A 24,925-nucleotide genomic window follows, 5' to 3' on the forward strand; every position below is an offset into this window, starting at 1 on the left:
TGTACAGGAACACACTATGGCAACGTTTAAGGCAAAAGACGGCACGCAGATTTACTACAAAGACTGTGGCGCGGGTAAACCGGTTCTCTTCAGCCACGGCTGGCCGCTGGACGGCGACATGTGGGACAGCCAGCTGAACTACCTGGCCGAGCGCGGCTTCCGTGCCATCGCCTTTGACCGTCGCGGGTTCGGCCGCTCGGATCAGCCGTGGAACGGTTACGACTACGACACCTTTGCGTCCGACATCAATGACCTGATCACCACCCTGGATCTGCGCGACGTGACGCTGGTGGGCTTCTCCATGGGCGGCGGCGACGTGACCCGTTACATCAATAACTACGGCAGCTCACGCGTCGCCGGTCTGGCGCTGCTGGGCGCGGTCACGCCGATCTTCGGTAAATCCGACTCCTTCCCGCAGGGTGTAGATCAAAGCGTATTCGACGGCATTCGCGACGGACTGCGTAAAGATCGCGCCCAGTTCATCAGCGACTTCGCCACCCCGTTCTACGGTACCAACGCCGGACAAACCGTTTCTGCCGGTGCCCTGACCCAGACGCTGAACATTGCCCTGCTGGCGTCGCTGAAAGGCACCATCGACTGCGTGACCGCGTTCGGCGAAACCGACTTCCGCCCGGATATGGCGAAAATCGACGTGCCGACGCTGGTGATTCACGGCAGTAACGACCAGATCGTGCCGTTTGAAAGCACCGGCAAGCTGGCGGCAGAGATGATCAAAAACGCCACGCTGAAGGTGTATGACAACGCGCCGCACGGCTTTGCGCTGACCCACCAGGACCAGCTCAACGAAGATCTGCTGGCGTTTGTGAAGTCGCTGTAATGTCATATGAGGGCATGTCGTTCCGGCATGCCCTTATAGATCACTGTTTTAGGTAGTTATTCACTAAGGCTTACAATCCCGTAAAATTCAGTCGCCAGGTTACTGAAGCCTGAAATTTTACTGGAGAGCATATGGACGCAGTTGAGCAAGACGTCAGATTCGCATGGGCAGACTTCTATCAGGCATTTGCCTCTCAGCTACTGACCTGGCGAAATCGAAGAGAGGAGCTGGTGGCGGGTATTCACCGCATTGCTGCTGAGATTGGCAGTATGTCACACCTGCAGGACAAGCCCGCTAATGGCGCTCCCCATCCTTTGAAAGACATTTGTCCTTTCACCACTATGGGTTTATTTAATCGCTCGCTTACCGTTACCAACCGAAGAAATATCGCAGCCAGCCTGGCAAAACTGATAGGCGTTCGCGAACCGGTTCCTGAGTCGTTCGACGGTATTCCGCTTCTGAACAATCAGAAGTCATGGTTCTTTGGCTATGAGAAATCACGTAAGCCTGAAGACATCGATACGCTGTGGGAAATGTTTTCTCAGGCAATCTCCTTCGCCGACACCCCAAACGCCGATCCCACGGACTTCCTGTTTTCTTATGACGCCGCATCTAACGTGCGCAATGTTGGCTGGAACCTGACGATGGGATTGTACTGGCTACGCCCCTGGTTCTACCCTACGCTGGATAGCCAGTCTCAGTACTACATCCAGAAAGTCCTGAATATTAAAATCATTAAAAAAGGTGCCAAAGGGCGCTGCAGCGGACACAACTATCAGACCGTAGCGCTGGCGCTCAAAAAGGCCTTTACCCAGCCAAACTATCCGGTTCACTCCTTCCCTGAACTCTCCCTGGCGGCATGGAATATCGATTTACATCAGTCAAATGATGAAGTCGAGCGGCTGACATGGAAAGCGTATTTGCTTAATAAAATCAAACTACTGTGCCTGAAAAAAGACAGCCCATATTTCTCCTTGAGGGAGTTAAAAGAGGCTTATCTGGATGAGATTAAGGCGGATTATCCCAATAACAATACGGTTGAATCGTCCATTTCATATTATCTGCAAAAACTACGTGATGATGATGAACTGGAGTTTCAGACCCCCGGCAACTATGAATACCTCAACTTCGATAAAGGTGAATTCCAGAGCATCACCGAGGAAACGGTTGAAGAGAACGTGCCAGCGGAAATCCCCCATAAGCCTTACGCGATAAGCAATTTGATCGATGAGGGCTGCTTTTTAGAAGAGGAAAAAATCCAACTCATCCTTCAGCGGTTACAGGCCAAAAAAAACCTTATCCTGCAGGGCCCGCCGGGAACCGGTAAAACCTGGCTTGCCCGCCGCCTGGCGTATTGCCTTATGGGCGAGGAAACCTCTAAGCGCATCAGCGCGGTGCAGTTCCACCCCACCCTCTCCTACGAAGACTTTATTCGCGGCTGGCGTCCTAACAATGAAGGACGTTTGGCATTGGTAGACGGGCCTTTTCTCCATGCGATCGACAAAGCAGTAAACGATCCGACAACAAAGTACGTGGTCATTATTGAGGAAATTAACCGGGGTAATCCTGCGCAAATTTTTGGCGAGACGCTGACGCTGATGGAGGCGGATAAACGCACGCCGAATGAGGCGCTTGAGCTCTCATACCGATCTGATATGGATGAAAAAACCTACATTCCTGAGAATCTGTACATCATCGGGACGATGAATATCGCTGACCGCTCGCTTGCCCTGCTCGACCTGGCATTACGGCGCCGCTTTGCGTTTATTGATCTTAAGCCCGAGTTTAACGACGCGTGGAAAAAATGGGTTAACCAACGGTTTAATGTGAGCGTGGAAACATTAGCCCTAATCGAATCCCAAATAACTGCGTTAAATGAAAAATTGTCCAGGGATGCGGCCCTGGGACCACAGTTTTGTATCGGGCATAGCTACGTTACCCCACCAGCGGGGTTGAAGATTGACGACGGTATGGCCTGGTACAAGCAGGTTGTCGAAACCGAAATCTGTCCTTTGCTTGCCGAATACTGGTTCGATGCGCCGGAGAAAGTCCTGGATGCCAGAAAGGAACTCCTCAGCGTATGACCGATCTTGATGAACGTGGCGATACGCAGGCTCGGGCAGCCGTATTGCGCATTCCTTTGCGCAATATCTGGCTATTGATGCTGTATGCCTCTAGTCTGTTTCGCCATCACGGGCGCAGCATGGTTGCCGCTGAAAACAACCCGGAGGAAATCCCGGCGCTGGTGGCCAGGATCCTGCTTCACGAAGTAGAGCAGCGGCTGTTAAGGCATTTAAGTATGGGATACCAAACTCGCCGCGCCACGCTAAACAGGGTAAGGGGACGCATTGATGTTCTGCGCACAACCAGTCGACAATTGCTTGAGCGGGCACAGGTAGCCTGTCAGTTTCAGGAAATGACGCTGGATACTCCCCGTAATCGCTATGTTCGTTCTGCGTTAGAGCACCTTGTCCCGCTACTCAGCGACGGCGCGCTGGCTGCGCAATGTCGCGCAATGGCAATCAATTTGCGTCGTCGAGGTATCGAAAGCGGTATGCCGAGCAAAGGTGAACTGCCATCAATCGCGCGCTTTGGTCGCCATGATGCGGCGGATAAAGCCATGGTAGATGCCGCGCAGCTGGCATTTGAATTATGGCTACCAACCCAAACTGCGGGGCAAAAACTGTTGCCAACGCCGTCTGATGACCCTTACTGGATGCGTAAGCTGTTCGAGAAAAGTATGGCGGGTTTCTATCACGTCCATCTTCCCAAAAAAGACTGGACAGTCGCTGCCGGAAAAGAGTTGAAATGGAGATTAACGTCTCAAAGTGCAGGGAGCGAAAGTATTTTCCCAACCATGAACTCAGACATCATTCTTGAGCACAGGCAACCTGCACAGCGCATCATCATCGACACTAAATTCAATAACATTCTGATTAAAGGCTGGTATCGTGATCGGAGCTTGCGCAGCGGTTATATCTACCAGATGTATACCTATCTGCGCACGCAGGAGAATCGAACAGACCCGCTATCTCTCCGTTCGGCTGGATTATTACTTCATCCAGCCGTCGACGTAATGCTCTCCGAATTCGTTGAGGTACAGGGGCATAAAATCCACTTTGCCACCGTTGATTTAGCAGCAGATGCCGTCACAATGACTCAGCAATTATTGAAATTAGCCTATGATTGCTGTGGGATAGCTGACGTGAATTAAGTTCTAAAGTGGACGCCTGCGTTGCAGGCGCCCTCTTCTCTTAATTCGCCGGGGCCGGGCGCTCCAGCCGCTCATTTTCCGCACGGCTATTTTTTAAATGATGCCGACGCTCTGCCAGCAGCCGACAAATCTCCGCATGCTTCTCCTCGGTAAAGGTAAAGCGCGACATAAAGCCCATTCGGATCGCTGACCCCATCGCCGGCAGCAGGCAAATCCCGAAGAACAGCCCCGACAACACGCCTTCACTCTGGATCTGCGCCTGCGGCACGTAGCCGATCAACGTCAGGAACACACCGATCAACCCGCCGCCCACCGCCACCGACATCTTGCCGGTAAAGGTCTGTCCGGAGAAGGTGATCGCCGCGCAGCGCTTGTGGGTGTGGTACTCCGCGTACTCGATGGTGTCGGCAATCATCGACGAGGTGAGGATGTTGGTCATCATCACAAACAGGGTGCTCAGGCCGAGCAGGATAAACAGCATCGTCACCTGCTGATAGCCGACAAACCACATCACCACGCGCACCGCCACGTCCAGCCCGCAGAGGATCATAAACAGCTTCCGCTTCTGCATCCGGCGCGTCAGCATCGGGGCGACCAGGCACAGCACTGCCGCGACAATTCCCATCACGCCAATCGCCATCTGCAGGCTGCCGTCGCCCAGGTTGTTGATAAAGAAGTAGATATACAGCCCGCCCGCCACGTTATGGAACACGCAGAAGAAGAACGACAGCAGGACGATAAACAGCGGCTTGTTCTGACGCAGGTTGTGGAAGGTATCGCGGATGGTCACCTTTTCCGGGCTCGGCGGCACGCGCTCTTTGATCTGCATAAAGCCGTTAAGCATCAGCGGCAGCCCCACCAGCATCATCACCAGCGCCGCCATAAAATAACCTTTGTCGTTACTGTACTGGGCGAAAAACGCCGCCAGCTTCGGGAAGAAGATATTGGCGCAGGCAATCCCGGCGTTCACCCCGAGCATCGCCGCCGTCACCGCGCGGGTGCGCTGGGCGGAGTCGTTGGTCATCACCGACGACATCGACCAGAACGGAATATCGGAGATGGCATACAGCGTCCCCCACAGGATGTAGGTCACCCCGGCGTAGAGGATTTTGGTGGTCATGTCCGCTTCAATTTTATAGAACGACAGCAGCGTGACGCCGGTGATCAACAAAGGGGCGATTAGCAAAAAGTGGCGAAACTTGCCGAACCGACTGTTAATGGTGTCCATAATGCTGGCAAACAGCGGATCGTGAACCGCGTCCCACGCGCGGGCAATCAGGAAAATGGTGCTCGCCGCCAGCGCCGAAATGCCCAGCACGTCGGTGTAAAAATAGTTAATAAACGAACCTACTAAACCAAAGCTAAAACACTGACCTAATCCATAACCAAAATAAGACCACAACTCGCGAGACGGTATTTTCATTGTCATTGCCATTGTTATATGCCTGCCTGGTTGCCCGGCGGTGGACCGCCGGGTCGATATTATTAGTCCTGCGCCTTCGGGGCGATCTTACGCAGCTGCTGCATCAGGGCGATTTCACGGCGTGAGAACGGGATCCCGTTCTCCTCAAACACGTCGTGGAACCAGAGGCGACAGTAGTCCGTGGACTCCTTCATCACCACCGGCCACGGCAGCCACGTCTGGGTTTTGCCGCGCACCAGCCCCCACTGGTAGGGCGCGACCTTCGCCGCATACATCAGCGGGAGCTGCTCTTCGATGGTGCTGCCCACGTGGCGCGCCAGCCATTCGGTGCAGAACAGCGGACGACCGAGCGTTTGCAGCTGCTGGATTATCGCCGTCATGCGCCCGGTGTGGGTGTAGGCGTGGAAGCTCACCACGTCAGAGAGCGCGAGCGCGGTTTGGTCCAGCGGATGCTGGAAGAACGTCTCGCCCTCCTCTTCCGGCGGCAGACGCCAGGCGCAGACGGTGAGCGGCTGGGTCGGGTTCTCCTCACGCCCCCACCGGAACGCCAGCTTCATCAGTTCATGGGCGCAGGTCTCCAGCTTCGTGTCGTACTGCACCTCCTGCGTGCCCGTCGCGAAAATGCCGCGGTTGCCCGGCTCGTTGTAGAGATCCCACAGCAGCACGCGCTTGTCCGCGCGGAACTGGCGGACAACGTCGCGGATATAGCGCTCAATCTGCGGCCAGCAGTCGGGATCGCACACCTTATCCCGACCCGGGCTCGCCGCCGCCTGGCTGTTGTGCTTGCCCGGTACGGGCGGCTTTTGCGGGCCGAGGTACGGCTCGTCGCCGGAGAAGCCGCAGTCGTCCATCAGGGTCAGCATGGTGCTGAACCCGTGGCCGTCGGCAATGGTCAAAAACTGGTCGATGCGCGCCATCAGCCCGTCGCGGTCATGCTCCCAGACGATAAACGGCAGGTTGATGCGCAGGGTGTTGTAGCCCGCCTCCGCCGCCCAACCCAGTTCGCGGTCGATGGTCTCGGCATCGAAGGTCTCTTCCTGCCAGATATCGGTCCAGTTCACCGCCGTCGACGGCAAATAGTTAAACCCGCACAGCCAGCCTTTTTGCTCATACCACGCTTGTGCCTGCTCCCTGCTCCACTGCTCTTTCATTACGCGTCCTCTTACTGATAATATTTAGCTAATAAATATTAGTTGCAGGATAAATGCGCAAATCACGGCACGCCGAAAAGCGACGGCCTTCACAAAGTTCGCGCTTCGATGAATGAGAAACGTGATCGACGGCGCGTAAGCGCGCGGTTAGGGTATGATGCGAATTCGCGAAAGGGAGAGGACGGATGAAGCGAAAACCGAAAGTGACGATGAACGATATTGCGCGGGCGGCAGGGGTGTCGCAGGCGACGGTATCGCTGGTGCTTAACCAGTCCCGCAACATCAAGCTCAGCGACGACACCCGCCAGCGGGTGATTGGTGTCGCCACCGAGCTCGGCTACGACCGCCTACCCGCCGTTCACGCCCCGCGCAATCAGGAAGAGATCGCCCTGCTGGTCAGCTCCGTTCAGAGCTTCGACCCGTTTATCGACGCCATCAGCCAGGCGCGGGAAGCGGCGTGGCGCAACGAGACCCTGCTCACCGTCTACGACTACGGCGACGACATCGAGCTGGCGCTGAACATCATCCGCCAGCTGGAGAAGCGCAACTGCATCGGGATTATTCTCGCCTCCCCGGTCACCACGCTGGTGGACATGACGGCCTTCGAGGACTGCACCCGCATCCCGCTGGTGTTGCTCAACCAGCGCGACCCCGGCTCGCCGCTGCTGCCGTCGTTTATTCCGGACGACTACGCCAACGCTTTTCAGGTCACTAAACACCTGATTGCCTGCGGTGCGACGCGCATCGCCCACATTACCGGGGAGAGCTGGATGGAGGCCTCTCGCCAGCGTCTGGCGGGCTACCAGGCGGCGCTGGAACAGGCCGGACTCGCGTGTGACGACGGCCTGGTGCGCCAGACCAACTGGCAGTTCAGCGAGTCCTTTACCGCCACCACGTCCCTGCTGGAACTGGCCGAGCGCCCGGACGCCATCTTCTGCGCCAGCGACTGGCTGGCGATTGGCTGCTATCAGGCGCTGGCGGTGAACGGCGTGCGCATCCCGCAGGACATGCTGCTGGCGGGCTACGACGACCAGAAGATCTCCGAGCAGCTCACCCCGCCGCTGACCAGTATCCAGCTGCCCTACAGCGAGCTGGGACGGCTGGCGGTGGAGTACCTGTGCAATCAGGAAGATGCCGCCACGCACGTGACGCTGGCGGGCAGGCTGAAGGTGCGCGCCTCAAGCCTCGTCTGAGGTAAACACCATGCCCGCATAGGGCTTCTCGCGACACGCCGCCAGCCGCGCGGCGAGGCTGCCCACGTGCAGCTCCAGCTTGTGTCCGTCCGGGTCGAGAAAATAGAACGACGCCCCCTCGCTTTTATTCTGCTTCCAGACGATGACGCCCGCCTGCTCCAGCTTATTCGAGAACGGTTCAAATTCCGCCTCCGCCACGGTAAACGCGTAGTGGGTGTAGTCGCTCTCCTGCGGCGGCACATACTGGCGCGCCTCGTCGTACGACAGGCAGACCCACAGATCGCCGCAGGTGAGATAGGCCCCGGTATTCCAGCGGGCGTGCAGGGTCAGCCCCAGCAGCTCGTGCCAGAAGGTGACGCTTTTTTGCAGGTCGCTGACCGCGAGGGTCAGGTGGTTGAGAGATTGCAGCATGACGTGCCCCGTATGACTGAAATTTAGTTAATTTATCTTACCTCTACAGAGCCTTTTCAAAACCATTTCGGAGTAATTTGCATTAAGGAAGGTGCGAATAAGTCACCAAACGCAAAAAAACGCCTATGTAAGTGATTGAATTTAATTGACTAAAAGTTTCATTTTCGTTGCGGAGGGTACTTATTCGCACCCTCCCCAGCTCAAACGCGCTATTGAGAATGATGACTTCTTTAGGTTGATCCTTTTCATCATCAGACTGTTTTTCTCGTTTTGCACCGGGTTCCCGCTCTACTGCATTAAATTCATCAACATAGAAACCGAACTGACCAGTCGCCAGCCAGAATACCGGGAGGTTACGATTAATCACCTCTCGAATCAATTGCGATATAGGCAACTCTATTGACTGAGCAAAGTTAGAAAGCGAGATCATCCCCTCACCAGCAAGCAGTGGGGCGCAATCACTTAAAGTTCGATAATCCAATTGTTCATACTCTTGTAAGGTCTGATACCAGACCGCCAACAGGAGCGCGGACTTCTGCTTTGCTTCATGAAGATCGTGAGTGCCTGTTGAAGTGTGAATCTCACACTGTCCTGCGTATCGACGAAAACGTTGGGGAACGCTAATGCGGACAACATAAATGCCGCTGGTTCGACGATAGAGTTTATATCGCTGAGACATCGCCTCGTATACCCTTTTGTAAGAGGGGCTACGCGATTTCAAGCAAGATTATGAATTAAATTGTTTTAAAACAATAGCTTAGATGAGTCTTGGTGCGAAGGCCGCACCGCGATTCTCGACGTAACTAACTGAAATAATTGAAATTTAAGAATAACAGAATCGCTATATATACTCACATGTATACTCAACGCGATTCTCTGAAGTCTTAGCTAACTAAAAATTACTCCTCATCATCTTCCACAGGCTCTAACGCGTCAAGTGCGACTCGCACCATCGCAATAGAACCAATACGGATAAAAGCATCTTCCCCATCTATGTCGGTTAACTGATACCGCTCGGTTGATTCCGGCTCTGATTCAAGAATGTCAAAAAATGCATTCAACTGACCGATATCGCCATCACTTTCGTCCTCAGGCTCATCTGGCTCACAGTAAAGCTCAATAACCGGACCACCATTCACCATGGTGATATGGACATTCCCATATCTTTCTTCATTTGCCTCTTCATCAGGGATAGGTGGAAAACCATCAAACAAGAATTGGTGAAAAATCACTTCTCGGGCATTTAAGGCATAACGATGCTGTTCAGAGTCGAAAACAAAGAAATGCTCATAATCAGGCGCTGCTATTTCCTGAAAGTATGAGTAAAAACGACGCTTATCAGCCGGGGAAATGGGTAACAGCAAATAATCTTGCTGCCCTCGTAACCAGAGTTTTACCGTCCAAATGCAGCCATCCATTTCAATACCACTAGCGGCGATGCTTTCCAGATCATCATCACTACGGCTACTTTGATTGCGCACTTTTTGCAATAAAGTATCGTTATCAGGAAAAACTGCATTCAATGGTTTCTTTAAGACAGCGCTTATCGCCTGCGCCAGTCCTAACTTGGCCGCAACTTTCCCTGTCTCGATACGTTGGATCTGCTGTTGGCTGGTACCAACCATATCCGCCAATTCACGCTGAGTGATTGATAGTTGAGTACGAAGTTCTTTAATTTTGTTTTGCATGATGCCCTCCCCACTTACCAAAAAGTAATGGATATCATTAAAACACAAAAAAGAGTAAAAAACACAAAAATGAGTTTTAAGTTAGTGGGAAATACTCGCGAATGTGAAGAGCATCTCTTCAACGTTCTTCTTTGGTATGCCAGAGATCCACGATATAGATATCATTGTCACGGAGTTCGTAGTGAACCTCATAGTCATCGAATAACACTTTTCGGACCTCATGAGGTTCATACCGAGTCTGCTGTATGCCAATTGCCGGATGCGCTGTAAGACCAGCACAGCCAATAATCAGGCGATCCAAAACGTCATCGGCGTGCTGGCGGCTGTACTGAAGGGCAAAACGGTAGATACGCTCCAGGTCATCCTGAGCTTTAAGCGTCCAGTAAACTTCCATTTATCAGGATTTCTTTAAGCGATTAGCAAAATCTACCATGTCCGAGTGGCTCACCACGCGACCGGCATCCACATCGGCAAGACCGGCCTGGATGCTCTGGTGACGCCGTTCTCTTTCGGCCAGCATACTGGTCAACGCTTCCTTAATAATCCAGCTTTTAGAACGGTCCAACTCAATTGCCAGATTTTCAACAGCAGCTGCCAACTCAACGGGTATCTGTGCGCTGATGGTTTGTTTAGTAAGCGAACCCATAGGGACTACCTCGTTTAATAACATTTAATAACTCCTATTAAGATTAGCATAGAGGTGCCTATAAAAACATCACATCTCATTTCGCAGGCAACATCCCCGGAAAGTGCTTCGCCACGATGTCATTCATCTTCTCCACCAGATCCAGGCGTTTAAAAGTGATATGTCCACTGCCCTTCTGAAAGTAGCGAATAGTGAACAACTCATCTTCGAAAATCTGCTGATGCGGATTATCGCGCACAAAATCCATAAACCGGATGGAGACATCATGCCGGTTATCGGGAATGGCCTTCCCATCCAGCAGGTAGAGCATTCGCTCCAGATCGGCTAACTGATCGCGCCGCCAGCCCCAATTCAGGCTGTAGCCCCATCGGTCGTGCTTCACCAAGTTGTTGACGATAATCTTCTTACCGAAATAGCAGGGATTATTGGTTTTGTAGTCCCAGCTTAGCCCTTTAAATACATTGATAATCCCACGTTCGAAAACATCCTGTTTATTGTGATGGAGTTGTTCAAAGGTACTCAGGATGTTGGCTTCGCTAATCGCCGGGAGATCGCCCTCCTCCAGGTTCTTCGCCCACTGGCTGCGAGCTTCGGCATCCATTAGGGTCAACATCCCGGACTTCAGCATGAGATCGCGCCAGATACTGCGATCGATATTGCGGGTAATCACCGGCATCGCTTTATCTACTGGTTGCATCAGCCAGCAGTCAAAGGAATGGCCCTGTCGCATCGCCCAATGCTCCGCCACATCACCACCGATGCTGGAGGTTAGCCGTGAGATATCATCAAGCTCCTGGATCAGGATTTCTATCAGGTTCAGCGCAGCATCACGTCCTGTAACAATGCGTTCAACACTGGTTGAGCAAATCAGCTCATTATGGTCGGTTAAAACTTCAGCTTCTGTTTGCATAATTTTTGTCCGTATAAAAGCAAACACGCCTGCCGGGAGTGGCAGGCGCATTATGCAATGAGTAAATAAGGAAGACAGATCGGGAATGTAATTCGGGAGGGAGGCTCGCAAGATTCAGCGTGTCGAAAGATGATGACTTCGCCGCTATAGGCCGGTTGCCTGTCGCGCCCGCAAAATGTCTACAGCCCGCAGATAAGGCGATTGTTCCTGCCAGCTAAACCCTCTGCGATCGATACGAACCAGCTCATACTTTTCCACCAGAAAGTTAACGGCATCAGCCAGTGTGATACCGGCGTTAATATGTTCCTGAATGACTGTTTCATCGCAGAATGGCGTGTCGTTCAGAGTCAGACCATAGTGTTGCTCCAGCAGACGGGTGAGTAGCGTTTGCCAGACAACTACGGGCGTCGGGCATGGCTTAGCCGCCCGCTGAGTTGATGCAGGTAAAGTTTTCATGGGGTTGTTCTCGTTAAGGGTGAGGCTAAAATCGGTCAGCGTTGAGTGGGGTAAATGACGATGTAGACGTAACCATAAGAGCCAAGCGTGTCAGCTTCACAGGTAAATCCATCATGGTACAGGGTGACACAATGTGCATAACGGGGGTTTAGTTCCCCGGAGAGTAGCATTAACTCCATCTGCTCCACGAAATGCGGAAATGCTGCATTCAGTTTGCGGCTCTCAGCTTCATTAAAAATGCCGGTGACACCGGCCCGGTCAACCAGGTAATGCAATTGATTTCCTTCCTGTACCAGTCGTGCTCCTACACGCGGCATGATATCGCGTCGAAGCCCCCATTCGATGGGATCGTTTTTCTCCATCATTTCCTCCTGTTTTATATTCGTTAAGTAGGTGAAATTTCTCGCTACAGCCAGCCCCGTTCAGCAAAAGACAATATTTCGCCATTACCGATAATGAAATGGTCCAGCACCCGAACCTCGACCAGACCCAGAGCGTTTACGATTTGGGCGGTGATGGTTCTGTCTGCCTTACTTGCATCCGTAATCCCTGACGGATGGTTATGGGCGACTATCACCGCTGCTGCGTTATGGCGTAGTGCAGATTTTACAATTTCACGGGGATGAACTTCGGTATGGCTGATCGTGCCAAGAAATAGAGTTTCGTGTTCCAGCAGGCGATGTTGATTATCGAGGTAGAGTACGATAAAGACTTCTCGTTCCTGTCGCGCCAGATGCAGTTGTAGCCAAGTTTTCGTACAATTCGCGGCAAGAAACTGTTCACCAGGCTGGCGCAGATATTTCTCCAGCAGGCGCATGGCGCGGCGGATAATACGCTGTTCATTCACCGGGAAAGTCGGGGGTAAAATCAGTTCAGGCATGGGGGTTCCTTTAAAGCAAAAGCCCCGCAACCGGGAGTTACAGGGCTATCAACAAACTCGAATAAGCGATTCATGATGCAAGTTGCAGCATATTTTCAGCCATCACCCACAACGCGCGATTGAGCTTTACATCGCCGTCGATTCCTTTCACAGCACGAGTATGGGTGCGCTTTCCTTTGGTCGTTCGTCCCGACAGACCACCTTTAATCAAGTTTTCCTGAATACGTTGATAAGTGGTCCACAGGTCGTTGCTTTCGTCTTGCCAGCGGCGTGGAAAGAGTATCTGCGATTCCGTCACCGGCTGGTGATCTTCACCAAATCGATACGTTAATGCGGCTTTCGCCAGCACCTGCTGTGCTGGCGGCGGTAACAAAAGCGATTCCATCGCATCGCGCTTCTCTTCCACCCGGTCAAATATCCCCAGCACCTCGTAGGCCCCTTCAATCACTTTTTCCACCACGTTGCCCTTGTGTGGTACGCGTACCTCACCAAAACTCTCACCGCAAATCAGTCCATTCTGGCAAACCGCACGGAACAACCCCGGCAGCATCTGGTAAGAACTAGAGCCATCGTGGCTGTTTAGCAGAATGATTTCTGGCACCTGCTTACCAGTGATTTGACCTTCTCGACGCAGACGAAGCATGTGTTTAGTGTGCTCACGTTTACCAGGATCGCGAACGCGAGCCTGACAGGCAAAGAACGGCTGAAAACCTTCCCGTTGCAGGCTTTCAAGTAAGGTAATGGTTGGGATACAGGTATATCGTTCACTACGGGATTCATGCTTTTCAGCGCTGAATACACTGGGAACGTGGTACATCATTTCATCGTGCGTTAAGGGACGGTCGCGACGGATAAGATTGACCCTGCCAAAGCGGGAAGCTAAGCGCATAGATAACTCCTTTTCTGAATGTATCGGCATAAAAAGAAAGAGGCCATGCTCCTGAAAGAACATGGCCTCTGATACAGCGAACTACGTTATTCGAATCTGTTAACGACCCATATATTCCACTTTTGCACCGGTGGCCTTACCATCTGCACCAACAGTGACCACCACCTTGTCGTAGGTGCGATAGCCTGCGTTGTAGACTTCAAATACCACGGTATTTCCTTTCACTTCATAGCTGCCAAAATCAGCGGCCTCAGTAGTTTCGCTGTCATACTCTTTTGTATACGCCTGTTTGGCTGCTTTCATGACTGAGCCTTTATTAATCTCTGGCGCATTACTCCCGGCGTTGGCGCGTAAAGCTGACACATACTTAGGGCAAACGCTCATCATGTCGCCACGGGTAAAAGTCATCTGACCGCCAAATACCTGCAGGGTTGAAACTTCCTGACCGGCAATAGAAGCAATCGCTTTTTTCGCTGCTGCAGTGGCCTGGCCACCTTCAACTTCGATGGCTTTAAATCCTGTTTGCTGGCTACAGACCTGCGACGTAGGAACAAGGTTGCCATTCACGCCAATACGACTACCCATAAGCTCCTGTGGGCCATTGGGGCATCCCTGAAGCTGACCCAATATGCTAATGGTGTCATTTTTCAACATCACCAGCGCCTGGCCGTTCTCGGTCATGGTCTGACACCAGCCGTTTTTCACTGCCCAATTACCAGCCTGGGCCGATACCGAAGCGGCAGATAACACAATTGCCATCACTGTCTGAATTTTCATATACCACCTTGTGAATTAATCAGGAGTAGTCATTAGGGGGATAACAGGCGGATAAAACGCTTATGGGTGGGTTAACATCCATGTCGTTATTCCTGCCTCCCTGTCAGCCAGACTCCTGAAGAGTTCTGTGAGGAAAATGCCCTTGTTTTTGATAGGTAAAAGCGATCAATACAGGGATAATTTATCGATTTTTTAATAGATAAAAACGATCGATATTCCATTATTGATCGTTTTTATAGATCAATATACTGATTTTAGAGCAGCTGATTTTCGGCTCTGAATCACTACTTTCAGCTGAACAGCTTGTCCCAGAGGCTAGTAGCTAATTGCACCAATTTTTCACGTAACCGGCATAGCAAAGCCCGCCAGCCTGACGGCAGCGAGTTTGGGTCAATAACGGAATCAAAAGCGCTACCAGCTAATTCACCAAATCGCTGCCGCACGGCGGAGTCGCTTTCAGCGCTTTTATGGTCAGATTTCAGCTGCCGATAGACCGCGCTACTGGCCTGCGTAGGCAGGGCATGCACCATCAGCTCCACCAGAGCTGACAGGTTGTAGCCGGTATGTGCGGATACAGCCATTACAGGGAAAGAGGATGGAAGCTGCCCGGCAACCAGCGAGCTGACAGCAGCCAAGGACAGACGCTGTGCAACATCCGGGAGTGACTGGTGTTCCTGGCCATCAGGTACGGGCGGGATGCGGTCAGCCTGGGACAGCACAAACAGAAATCTCGATGGGTCGGCACCAGCATTCAGCAGAGCTCGGTGTGTGGTGATATCCGTTGCCCGTGCGCGATCGTCAGCCCTGATGACCCAGATAATCAAATCCAGCTCAGAAAACAGTTGCTGGTACAGTGAGAGATAGGTTTCATCCTTTTCTGGGGTCTCTCCCACTCCCGGCAAATCAACCAGCATCATGCTGCGTTCACCGACGGTCAGCACCAGCCGCTGTGGTTCGCAGGTGCAGGCCATCAAATCACTGGTCAGACATACCGGTTGTTGGAACAGAGCATTACAGAGCGAAGATTTACCAGCACCGGTTTTTCCCATAATGCCAATTACCGGCTCGTAATGAATAGCGTGTTGAAGTCTGGCAAAAATATGATCGCAGACATACTGGGGCAAAAATGAAAGAGAGGCTCGCAGGGCATCACGACCGGGCTGCGTGTCGGGGGAATCAGACATAGTTTACTCCTGTGAAATAACTGATCCGGAATGGCATATTCCGATTGTTCACAGAGGTAATGAGGACGTGAGATTTTCTGGAATCAGTCTTACCGATAAATCTTCGCCCGGCGATCGCGTGCTATGTCACTGCCATCAGAAACCAGATACATTATGATGGTGACCGGTACACTTCAGTTGGGAACTGTGGTCAATAGAAATCAGGAGCATCGTTTTGGTAAACAATACGCCCCCTTTACCCTTCAATTCGCTATCAGAAATCATTTTCTCAAAGTCTGGCCTGAATAAGAGCAACCAACCAGAAAGCGTGGCCGACGGGTATTTAAACCAGGCTCAGCATGAACAGGCTTTATCTGGTTATCTTCAATTAAACACAGCGGAACCAAGAATTACAGCCAAAACAGCCTACTGCGAATGGATGGTGGGTCGTTATGACGATGCAAGGAAACGCCTCATTGAGTACAGAGAAAAACTTGATGCTGATGGTATCGGATTGTTAAGCAAACTCATCAGCATAGACCGAGACTATGAACGACGCGAAGAAGATGAGAAGTTAATTTGGCCACGTTTACAGGCAGTCACTTCAGCCAGCACGGTCCCGCTTGTTGCCGTTTTTGCACGTTTCCAGAGGATGTGGCCCGGAGATGCATGTAACCCAACACAGCGACTTCAGGACACTGAATATCTGCTCTCACTTTACCCTGGTTGCCAGCCTCTCCGTCTTTCGGTTCTTATAGATATGCAGGATTCTGGTGTTTCGACTGATAAACAATACGCATTTTTGCAAACATTTCAGTACCCATCGCTGATGCCCCGTTACCTCTGGGTAGCCGCTGGTATTGCTGCAAAGGCAGGGAAATTCGATGAAGCACTGGACTACCTGAGCCAGCTTGAAGTGTACGAACAGCGTAGCGATCCACCTTCCCAACAGGTTTTGTGGGAAATTGAGCTTGCCCGATGCGACATTCATTCTAAAACAAATAAACTTGATCCCTTATCTGGCTTTATACAGTTAAGCAATGACGCTTCATATTCAGTAGAAAATCGGACAATTGCCTGCCGGGCAGCTTTAGCCATAGCCTGTGAGGTGGCGATAAATGAAATCCCTGCGTTGGCTGACAATTTTATCGAGCTACTCGCAACAAACAAATATGGCGTGGTATTTAGCTCCCTTGAGTTACTGAATGAGCCTGAACCTTTTACGGGAGAGCATTGGGATAATTATGTACTTTCATGGTCTGATTTTGATTTAAGGCCCTATAAAGCGCTTCTTATCAGTACGTCACAAGGGCGTGCACAGAGATTTTTCCGGGCAATATCTGTTACTGAACTACTGGATAATGAATTCGGATTTACGGATAGCCCAGAAATCAGTGCTGAATTCTGGGATAATCTAGCAGAGAGCCTTGGTGATGTGACGCTTTACCCGGAAGAATTTGATGGAAAACTCCTCTCTCTGTATACCATTATTCACTCACATCGTGACCGCCCAAACTGGGCAAAACTGGGACAGTATTGGGTCACTTCAGAGTGGATTGCTTATCAAAATAACTGTGATTTAACTTACAGTTGGTTAATTCCTGAGATCGTGGGTAACCATGCTGACTCAACCCGCAAGTTTGCCTCGGGTGTGATTAAATTTCTTAAAAGTCATCCAATTCCTTCACCTACAGCTTACAATTTAGTCCAGGAACTGGTTGGCTTTCTCGTCGAGTACCGACAATGCAAAGAACTTTATCAGCTTATGGCTGTTATTTCAGATGGCGATGAACGAGTCAGTGTTCAGTTTTATCTTGGCTGGTCATCTCAGGAAATGAATTATAAGGCCAAAGCTATTTCGGCATACAACAATGTTCTCCTCACTGAGCCTGAACATTATTCCGCAATCTTCAATATGCTCTTACTTTGTACAACTCAGGCTGATCGTCCGTTACTTAATCAACTGGAACACCATGTCATTCAGTTCAGCGGTAATGAGGATAAAAAACAAAAACTCACTGATGGTCTGGCAAGTGCCAGGAAACGATGTGAGGATAAAAATGCGGCTAAAAAACAAATTATTGCCGGGTACCTTTCTGAATTTCCTCCACTGGTAGAACACAGCATTAAGCCTGAAGATATATCCTTGCGTGTCGCAGTTGCTTTGCTGGCACTTTACCGATGTGCCAACGCAGAACCAGATGATATTGAACTCATTTCCTTGGATGAAAGTAGTCTTTCCTTTTCACCGGTCATCAGTAACAGAGCAATATTGTTTAATCTACTGAATTCAGGACTTGCCTCAATACATCCTGACACAAATCCTGACGCATTCCCTGTCGCTGATGGCGAAATTGCTGGTGTACGCTTTGGTGCCGTCAGGTGGCGTATGTCCCGGTCATGTGAAGCGCTGATCGGGCAACTTCGCACTCTAAATGGTAATATTCCGGAGCACTGGCATAAAGAACTTCTTCCCTTTGCACGAGAGATTGCTCAGGGCGAAATTGTGGAATACTTAGGCTCACTTGCAGAAGAACGTAAATGGCCTGAACCACGCAATACGGAAAACCTGGCAGATCTGACCCGGGAGCTGGTAAATGAGTTATCGGTTTCCCAGGCTTTCTATCTTGCTTATCTTGGCGCGATGTCAGCGAGCGACTATAAACAAAAGTACCCGGTATCCGCGCAACAGGCTGCGGATGTACTGGTGAAGCGTACCGGAGACAGACTAGAATCCGTACGTAGCGGAAGATTTCCGGCCCAGTATTATGACAGGCCATGGAAAGCCCCCCGTTCTGCGGTCAGTTTTGTACTATGGGGAACAATTTTAAATCGTGGGGATGATGGATTTAACCAAAGAGTGGCTGATTTAGTGTCAAATATTTAGATTTATCTTTGAAAATAGATTACATCACTGTGTTGGTGATGTAATCCTGTTATAGCGGTTTTGTCGCGATCTATACCTTCCTAGTTTATCAATATCTCACCAATATTACTAAAAAGTGAGATCGTCTCCCATAAGACGCCATAAATCGACGCTTTCCTTCTTCTCTGGTGGTACATAGAAAAAGGTGGTGGCAAAACGTTTGATGCCTGTGAAATAGCGATAGCACAGAACTTCATCTTCAGCGTCTCCAGGCCCAATTATCTCCTGTGAATAGAACCCATTGTAGAACGCCACCATGGCTTCCCTGTTATCTATTTCAACACTGAAGTAGCGAAGAAGATACTTACGCAATAAGCGATACATCAGGCCGATAAACTGCTTGTGTGGCTCGCGTAATGACGAGGTGATATTAAAGCATTTATTAAAAATGCGGCATAAAAGGGCCATGATGCGATCGGGGTCACCGGATAACACCGCATGAAAACCCACAATTGCCAGTAACTCAAGATACAAAGGGTATTCAGGAAAAAGCTGTCGGATCTCCCCTAAGCATTCTGAGATCTTGTTATGCCCAAGACGCCATAATTCCCCATGAAGTAAAGTGAATAAGGGAAGCTGTTGCTCAATGCCCCCAAATTCAATCTCTCTGGGAGCATTGCCATAAAAACGTTTGGCCGGTGTGATTTCTCTTAGTGCCGCATTCACCTCTTCTGAACCAAATCGCGCAATTAAACTGTCATACAGACTGCCGTTAAACGGTATCGATTCACCTGTTGACTGTATCCCCCCGAAACCCTGTCCCTGATACGGGATAGCATCATTATTCCGGCGATTAATAAATAAAGGCGCTATAATCAGATTCTCAGTAGTATTTGCTCCCCCTTTTGCGTTCGGATACAGATGACTGATATCCAGGCGTAGTAATGCAACCAGATTTAATTTTCCCTGACAACCAGTGAGTGGAGGAGTATAACTTCGTTGGTAATGAGATTTGCGTAAATACAAATGATAGTAATCCACGATATCTCCTATTTTTAAAACTGATCCTAACAAATACAGATTCCGTTTGATTGAATTTCCCATATGTGTCCAGTACGATGAACTCAGAATACATTCAAGGTTGAAGTTATCGAACTTCCTGGAATCACGTTGACGGCAAACTGCGCTGCAATATTTTTCATTCCTTGTTCCTGATAGCGTATTCTGACAGGGAGGGTATCCACATCGGGTATTTTCTCTCCATTCATGTCTGTTGACCCCGGTCAGAAAGGTCAGATAATGTTTATCACATAATCGTTTCTGTTGTGCTGCTCTGAGTCTGGAAACAAAGTTATCGCAATTATCTCTCCTGCATTTAGCCATGATGTGTATATACTTTAATTTATTTAGTGTTATAGCTGGTAATGAATAGTGATGTGATATTTAGTTTATATATATTACGTATAATTACCTTATTGCGTTACACCCACCTGGTAGTTGAATACAGTCATACCGCACTATTTTCCAATATCAAATCAAAAGTGACGATCTGCTTCATGGAGTGTTCCGGGCATCATGCACTCCAAACATCATGAGTGAGTTTTGAACAAACACCCGTCCCCCCCCCCCTGAAAAGCTGAGATTTCTGCTAAATTAGCAATACCAGCAATTGTTTTAAGACAGACAAGCGCATGTCTGGTTATTTATCCATCAACCTCAGCATGGTTACTGCGATGGCTGGCATGCCTTCAAATGAAGCAAGATTAGCATTCGAAAGTAACGAAGACAGTTATTGCTTAATAATTGATTGTGCGGTCATCAATATCTTACAAATCAACTTGCCAGAAATTTTCGTCAGCGAAGCTTCTTATCTGTACAATCGCATACTGCTCTCTTACGCCGCCTAAACATACATTGCCGTTATAAATACCCGCGATGTACAAAGCACTGGAGCCATTGAACCGTATAATGCAACACATTCCCTGATTGATTAGCTGATTTAACGCAGGCGTTAATTTATCTATGTGTCTGAGACGACCCGGACCAGACTGAAGCAGTTCATACTTAGGAAATGGTATACCTTGATTTTTGTTCAGTCTTTTAACAATAAAGCTCCAGAGGCTTCGGACATCGCATTCAAACTGGTATCGCTCTGACAGTGGATAAAATAAGTCGCTCGCCTGTTGCAAATACCATTCCACCATTGTCAGTGCATTGCTTATTTGACGTGCATCGATAATCTTTGTATAAATAAGATCAGCGGCCGAACTGTCTCCTGTAGGTTTAGTTGAATAAAAAGTCATTATTGTAGCCAGTCGCAGTGCCTGCTCTATTGCTTTTGACGCAAAATCCCGGATATGTACAAAACGCCCGCCAGGTAAAATAGCTTGTTCAATTTCTTTCTGTCTTTCCTGAAGAACCATTTTTGCATCATCAGACAGTCTTAGTTGATCTTTCGGTATGCTGTCATCATAAAATCGGGTTTCAATAAGACTTAACAGCCCCTGTATTTTGCTATAAAACGGAGCTAATACTGCATTCACCCCCTCTTCATCAATACGACTATTACGTTGCCCTATTGAGCTTTTTACCTTCATAACAAGGAAGCGGGCAAGTAAACCGCTACTTTTAGCCATCTCGCCATGTTTTTCTAAATAATTAGTAAATACGCCAGGCTGAATCATTAGTGAAAGCATCAGACATAATGGGAGTTCATAGCTCTCGCCATCCGTTCTGTCAAATGAATATTTCCCTCCATCCCAGCCTTTATTCAACAGTCCGAGGTGATTTTTCAACCCACTTCTGAAAAAAGAGATCGCTTCATCCATGATGATGCCAGCTTCAGCATGCAGGCTTAAGCCTTGGATAAGAGCTTTAAATGTCACATCCTGATAGATGAACTTTGGCTCAACAGGACGTTTAGGTTCACGTTTATAATGCTGCTCCAGCTGAGCCTGAGCATCCTCGACACCATATCCCTTTTTTATAGCCTGCCGCTGATTGGCATTGAGTCCCTGTAAAATAGTTTTCCAGATCAGATGCTCCCTTTTATAGGCAACAAGCCGGTCTCTGTATTCAAGCTGCATTTTCTCGAATCGACTATAAACGGGTCTCATTAGCAGTCGTGACAGAAATGTCTTACCCTCACCAGACTCGGCAAGCGTAAGAAGGTATAAAGAGCATGGCCCAGATATACTTGAGTAAGGGAAGGTGCGAATAAGTCACCAAACGCAAAAAAACGCCTATGTAAGTGATTGAATTTAATTGACTAAAAGTTTCATTTTCGTTGCGGAGGGTACTTATTCGCACCCTCCTAAGGCGATACAACACCGACAAGGTACTGGCATATAATTGAAAGCATGGTGAAAATAATGTTTACCATCAGTTCCATTGACATTCCTGTAAACATATTCACACGTTCAACTGTCTCTTTTAATTGCTCAGGTAAACAGTGTAAAGGGAAAGTTGTCCCGCTTTTTTTCTCTGGATTGTTATTTAAAGACATAGCCTCATTTCCTGTGTACGGATAACTTGATTCTGCTTCTTTTGCATTGCACGAAAATATATTACCTGCATTTTTCAATGCATAATGCACTTGTTACTATCTCCTGCGTATTACCTTGCAGCAGCGCGTTCTTCGATCCACTGTTTAAACTCACTCATCTTCCAGCGGGATGACCGTCCTAATTTTATTGGGCGGGGGAATGCTCCGCGCCTGATAAGGGCGTAAAAAAATTTATCACTCAACCCACTATGGGTCGTAATGTATTTCATATCGACAAGGTGGTCTTCATCCTTAGGTGGTGTGATTCCATTGCTATTTTCAGCACCCGTTTTTTTCTTTCCCTGAAAGGTAATCTTTTCCACATTACCTGATAAGAGGAGGTTTACATTGCTTTCCTGATGAGAGACTGAATCCGTTGTTTGAAACTGACGGATGACAGAGGATGCCAGCTCGCTCATGCGCATCTTTTTACTATGGGGTTTATGCATTTTCTTCTTCCTGGTTACCCTCAGGAGCACTCTGCTCCGGATGGGGCAAATCTACAGGGGCAGGACTTTTGCGGTCTACAGACCAAGAGCAACTTTATTTTCTCGTTTTTACCGCATACCGCATTTCTGCCTAACGAGCAGGATTTTCAATACCTAAACCAGCTGCACCCTCACTTTGTTCTGGATATAATCAGGGTAAAAACCAACCTGGGCAAGAGAGCATCATGATGTTTGATAAGGAAAATTTACTGTCAGTCAGGAAATATATTAGCGAACTGGAGGCTCAGGGCACTGCTTCCCCAACGGATTTTTATATTCGGGAATTTGCTACGGAACCTGGCTTATTGACCCTCATTCTGAATGGCGGTTTTTTGAAAGAAGAATGGAAAAATTTCTGTCGCCATGAAAAACGATTTATTGCCCGGCTGTATGAACAGTATTACGTCTGGCGATATTTTTTGCTCGAAATCAGATCCCGGAGTAAAACATCAACCAGTATTACGCCATTGCAACGGATAACGATTGAAAGCCAATGGGATGCGAATGATTTTTTTTCCTATCTGCTTGAGGAGATTATAACGCTCGAGCAAATATCAGAAGGGTTGGATCGCATTAAGGATAGAAAGAGATATCAATCAGCAGATGCCTTTGAAGCCTCCTGTTACTTCTTCCTTATTGCCTACCATTATCTGAGAGATGAGAGTACCCGCGATCAATATCAAAACGCCCTCGCTGAAGCGCTTGAACATCAGGGAGAGTTTCGGGGCTGGGCTGCCGCAATGCTTTATAAAAGTGAGCTGTATGAGAAATTTGAGAGGAAAGACAGGGATTTGGGGATATTTAAGATGAAAGCTGTTAGCCAACTTGAAGATTGGTATGCTTGTTCTGGTGGAGAGATGTTCAGAACGGATACAGAGGCTCAGAACAAGTTGAATGATAAGTTAATTGAATTCAACAAAATAGTAAAATCCGGGCGGGAAGATTTTTCTGGTTCAATTAAAAATTGGTATGATGCCAAAGATCCAGCATTTAAAATGCTGATAAAGAGACTGGTGAAAAAATAAGTATGGTTACATTCACCTCAAGCGTAACGGAATCAGGTCGGGGCGCTCTGCTATAGCCTTTCTATCCTTGATGTTACGTACGGGGATCTATTGAGCATGAAAAAAACGAGTAAAACTGGAAGTAGCACGTAAGCTCAGACGAATTCCGGGTGCAGTGTACTCGAAAGCAAAATTGATGAAGTGCAGTGATCGCACGCGAAGCGGACTGGTCAGATCGTAGCGAAAGAAACCCTTAATTCTTTGTTCTAGATAAGGAGTAAGTGATGGAATCTGCTCGTGATAAACACACCGGAGAGATCGTGGAAGCTGAGGACCTCTGGTTGCTGGATAGCGTTGATACTGAAGGTTATGTGTGCTGGGGATGTGGTATAACCATGTATCCTGCTGCATGGGAAAAAGATAAAAAAGTTAGAGCTTATTTTAAAAAGAAACGCCATATCCATCATCATCCTGAATGTGATGCTGATGCCGAAAGCATAGTAATTCGACAGGGCCAAAAAGAGAGTATCCGCAACATACTGGACAGTGCTCCAGGTTTAATGCCTTCGGGATTAAAGTTGATTGAACAACGCCCGGTTGTTGAACCAGGCATTGCAGGTGATGAAATCAAGTCCAGTTCGACGCGTTCAGCATCCTCAGGATCTGGTGAAGGTCATTCACCCGAACGACAATCCAGGCGTCAAGTGCATACTATCCGCAATATTTGCCGTGCGTTCCTCCGCTTCCCATATGATCGAGGAATGTCGCTAAACGTCCCTGGTATTAAGGGGCAAACTTACTCAGAGGTGTTTAAAAAACTCCAAAATAAAATTCAGCCCTACCCGGAGCCAAAGATCTTTTATGCGGAACTGCTCTGGAATAAATTTATTGAAGATGATGAAAAGCTCATCATCCCGTTGTCTGGCGAGTGGGCGGAAGATGAGTCCGGAAAACGCAAATCATCCCGAAGTTACCAGATCCACATAAAATGGGCTGAGTGGTCAAAAGCCAAGCGTACTGTGGTGCGCAAAGAGTTGGAAGTTGCTCGGACAGAGGCACAGGAAGCTAAAGTAAAAAGATTGAAAGATAAGGCCAGGGTCTTCTTTATCGGTGAACAAAGTGCTGATAACCCGGAGATGTTCTACGTCACTGATTATCGATTAATTTGTGCGGTCGTTGGACATATTACTTAACTTTGGTGTGAAAAGCTTCCCATACGGAGGCTCTCAGCGGATTACTTGAGCTTTTACAAGTATAGAAACATCAGCCAATACGATGACTGTCTTGGTTCGAGACATCATTTCTTGCTGTTACATAAGTATTAATGCATGATTATCATCAATTTGATTACAACCATGGCACTTTATGGATTACCGTATTCAAT

24 protein-coding genes and 1 pseudogene are annotated in these 24,925 nt (G+C 49.0%); 7 read left to right on the forward strand and 18 right to left on the reverse strand.

Annotated elements, in window-relative coordinates:
* The first annotated feature begins 16 nt into the window (after positions 1-16).
* The 3 genes from ACOTXR_RS09330 (at position 17) to mcrC (ending at position 4,052) form a co-directional block, all read left to right on the forward strand.
* On the forward strand, positions 17-838 hold the full coding sequence (locus tag ACOTXR_RS09330; protein ID WP_014882377.1) for an alpha/beta fold hydrolase: 822 nt from the start codon (positions 17-19) through the stop codon (positions 836-838).
* Between the two features lie 131 nt (positions 839-969).
* On the forward strand, positions 970-2,922 hold the full coding sequence (locus ACOTXR_RS09335; RefSeq protein WP_032643912.1) for an AAA family ATPase: 1,953 nt from the start codon (positions 970-972) through the stop codon (positions 2,920-2,922).
* Complete coding sequence (gene mcrC, locus ACOTXR_RS09340; RefSeq protein WP_078309581.1) at positions 2,919-4,052, forward strand: 5-methylcytosine-specific restriction endonuclease system specificity protein McrC; 1,134 nt, start codon at positions 2,919-2,921, stop codon at positions 4,050-4,052. The genes ACOTXR_RS09335 and mcrC overlap by 4 nt, the downstream gene beginning before the upstream one ends.
* A gap of 40 nt (positions 4,053-4,092) precedes the next feature.
* On the opposite strand, the gene ACOTXR_RS09345 is transcribed toward mcrC, so the two are convergent.
* The gene (locus ACOTXR_RS09345) at positions 4,093-5,487 is read right to left on the reverse strand and encodes an MFS transporter (RefSeq protein ID WP_200923808.1); all 1,395 of its coding nucleotides are present in this window, start codon (positions 5,485-5,487) and stop codon (positions 4,093-4,095) included.
* Between the two features lie 50 nt (positions 5,488-5,537).
* Positions 5,538-6,626 carry a cellulase family glycosylhydrolase gene (locus ACOTXR_RS09350; RefSeq protein WP_078309578.1) on the reverse strand — a complete coding sequence of 363 codons (1,089 nt, stop codon included), beginning with the start codon at positions 6,624-6,626 and terminating at the stop codon, positions 5,538-5,540.
* Positions 6,627-6,811: 185 nt separating this feature from the next.
* Between ACOTXR_RS09350 and ACOTXR_RS09355 the strand changes: the two genes are divergently transcribed.
* Positions 6,812-7,819 (forward strand): LacI family DNA-binding transcriptional regulator, encoded by a 1,008-nt coding sequence (locus ACOTXR_RS09355; protein ID WP_078309576.1) that lies wholly within the window; start codon positions 6,812-6,814, stop codon positions 7,817-7,819.
* On the opposite strand, the gene fosA is transcribed toward ACOTXR_RS09355, so the two are convergent.
* From fosA to ACOTXR_RS09415, 12 genes and pseudogenes are all read right to left on the reverse strand, one after another.
* Entirely contained in the window at positions 7,805-8,230 is a 426-nt protein-coding gene (gene fosA / locus ACOTXR_RS09360) for a FosA/FosA2 family fosfomycin resistance glutathione transferase (protein ID WP_023338973.1), read from the reverse strand. The two genes, ACOTXR_RS09355 and fosA, sit on opposite strands and share 15 nt — an antisense overlap.
* 193 nt (positions 8,231-8,423) lie before the next feature.
* Positions 8,424-8,909, reverse strand: a pseudogene (locus tag ACOTXR_RS09365) (DUF6538 domain-containing protein); the annotation flags it as partial.
* A 220-nt stretch (positions 8,910-9,129) separates the two neighbouring features.
* Positions 9,130-9,918: a helix-turn-helix transcriptional regulator gene (locus ACOTXR_RS09370; RefSeq protein WP_222834776.1), complete on the reverse strand. Its 789-nt coding sequence runs from the start codon at positions 9,916-9,918 to the stop codon at positions 9,130-9,132.
* Between the two features lie 118 nt (positions 9,919-10,036).
* A complete protein-coding gene (locus ACOTXR_RS09375) occupies positions 10,037-10,312 on the reverse strand; it encodes a type II toxin-antitoxin system RelE/ParE family toxin (protein WP_222834775.1) in 276 nt (91 codons plus the stop codon).
* A 3-nt stretch (positions 10,313-10,315) separates the two neighbouring features.
* Positions 10,316-10,564 carry a CopG family ribbon-helix-helix protein gene (locus ACOTXR_RS09380; RefSeq protein WP_000535213.1) on the reverse strand — a complete coding sequence of 83 codons (249 nt, stop codon included), beginning with the start codon at positions 10,562-10,564 and terminating at the stop codon, positions 10,316-10,318.
* Positions 10,565-10,640: 76 nt separating this feature from the next.
* Positions 10,641-11,474, reverse strand: a complete 834-nt coding sequence (locus tag ACOTXR_RS09385; RefSeq protein WP_222834774.1) for a DUF4942 domain-containing protein — start codon at positions 11,472-11,474, stop codon at positions 10,641-10,643.
* Positions 11,475-11,618: 144 nt separating this feature from the next.
* Positions 11,619-11,930, reverse strand: coding sequence for a TA system toxin CbtA family protein (locus ACOTXR_RS09390; protein ID WP_222834773.1), 312 nt, complete (start codon positions 11,928-11,930; stop codon positions 11,619-11,621).
* A 35-nt stretch (positions 11,931-11,965) separates the two neighbouring features.
* Positions 11,966-12,292 carry a type IV toxin-antitoxin system YeeU family antitoxin gene (locus ACOTXR_RS09395; RefSeq protein ID WP_222834849.1) on the reverse strand — a complete coding sequence of 109 codons (327 nt, stop codon included), beginning with the start codon at positions 12,290-12,292 and terminating at the stop codon, positions 11,966-11,968.
* A gap of 44 nt (positions 12,293-12,336) precedes the next feature.
* On the reverse strand, positions 12,337-12,810 hold the full coding sequence (gene radC / locus ACOTXR_RS09400; protein ID WP_171402892.1) for a RadC family protein: 474 nt from the start codon (positions 12,808-12,810) through the stop codon (positions 12,337-12,339).
* 70 nt (positions 12,811-12,880) lie between these two features.
* Positions 12,881-13,699, reverse strand: a complete 819-nt coding sequence (locus ACOTXR_RS09405; RefSeq protein WP_222834772.1) for a DUF932 domain-containing protein — start codon at positions 13,697-13,699, stop codon at positions 12,881-12,883.
* A 99-nt stretch (positions 13,700-13,798) separates the two neighbouring features.
* Positions 13,799-14,476: a hypothetical protein gene (locus ACOTXR_RS09410; RefSeq protein WP_222834771.1), complete on the reverse strand. Its 678-nt coding sequence runs from the start codon at positions 14,474-14,476 to the stop codon at positions 13,799-13,801.
* 290 nt (positions 14,477-14,766) lie between these two features.
* On the reverse strand, positions 14,767-15,660 hold the full coding sequence (locus tag ACOTXR_RS09415; RefSeq protein WP_222834770.1) for a GTPase family protein: 894 nt from the start codon (positions 15,658-15,660) through the stop codon (positions 14,767-14,769).
* Positions 15,661-15,874: 214 nt separating this feature from the next.
* Here ACOTXR_RS09415 and ACOTXR_RS09420 point away from each other — a divergent pair, with 214 nt between their 5' ends.
* Complete coding sequence (locus ACOTXR_RS09420; RefSeq protein ID WP_226339588.1) at positions 15,875-18,526, forward strand: hypothetical protein; 2,652 nt, start codon at positions 15,875-15,877, stop codon at positions 18,524-18,526.
* Positions 18,527-18,634: 108 nt separating this feature from the next.
* Here the strand turns inward: ACOTXR_RS09420 and ACOTXR_RS09425 are convergent, their stop codons facing one another.
* The 4 genes from ACOTXR_RS09425 to ACOTXR_RS09440 all read right to left on the reverse strand — a co-directional run bounded on the left by ACOTXR_RS09425 (position 18,635) and on the right by ACOTXR_RS09440 (position 22,498).
* Positions 18,635-19,546 (reverse strand): hypothetical protein, encoded by a 912-nt coding sequence (locus ACOTXR_RS09425; protein ID WP_222834768.1) that lies wholly within the window; start codon positions 19,544-19,546, stop codon positions 18,635-18,637.
* Positions 19,547-20,331: 785 nt separating this feature from the next.
* Positions 20,332-21,723, reverse strand: coding sequence for a YfjI family protein (locus ACOTXR_RS09430; RefSeq protein ID WP_421767028.1), 1,392 nt, complete (start codon positions 21,721-21,723; stop codon positions 20,332-20,334).
* A gap of 95 nt (positions 21,724-21,818) precedes the next feature.
* On the reverse strand, positions 21,819-22,100 hold the full coding sequence (locus ACOTXR_RS09435) for a hypothetical protein (protein WP_421767022.1): 282 nt from the start codon (positions 22,098-22,100) through the stop codon (positions 21,819-21,821).
* Between the two features lie 20 nt (positions 22,101-22,120).
* The gene (locus tag ACOTXR_RS09440; protein ID WP_350429415.1) at positions 22,121-22,498 is read right to left on the reverse strand and encodes a helix-turn-helix transcriptional regulator; all 378 of its coding nucleotides are present in this window, start codon (positions 22,496-22,498) and stop codon (positions 22,121-22,123) included.
* A 224-nt stretch (positions 22,499-22,722) separates the two neighbouring features.
* Between ACOTXR_RS09440 and ACOTXR_RS09445 the strand changes: the two genes are divergently transcribed.
* Both ACOTXR_RS09445 and ACOTXR_RS09450 read left to right on the forward strand, forming a co-directional pair.
* Positions 22,723-23,562, forward strand: a complete 840-nt coding sequence (locus ACOTXR_RS09445) for a hypothetical protein (RefSeq protein WP_222834766.1) — start codon at positions 22,723-22,725, stop codon at positions 23,560-23,562.
* 263 nt (positions 23,563-23,825) lie between these two features.
* A complete protein-coding gene (locus ACOTXR_RS09450) occupies positions 23,826-24,734 on the forward strand; it encodes a hypothetical protein (protein WP_222834765.1) in 909 nt (302 codons plus the stop codon).
* Positions 24,735-24,925 lie beyond the last annotated feature (191 nt).

Origin of the sequence: Enterobacter cloacae complex sp. IR53030, assembly GCF_049238365.1 — a bacterium.
In the GTDB taxonomy this organism is placed as follows: Bacteria; Pseudomonadota; Gammaproteobacteria; order Enterobacterales; family Enterobacteriaceae; genus Enterobacter; species Enterobacter kobei.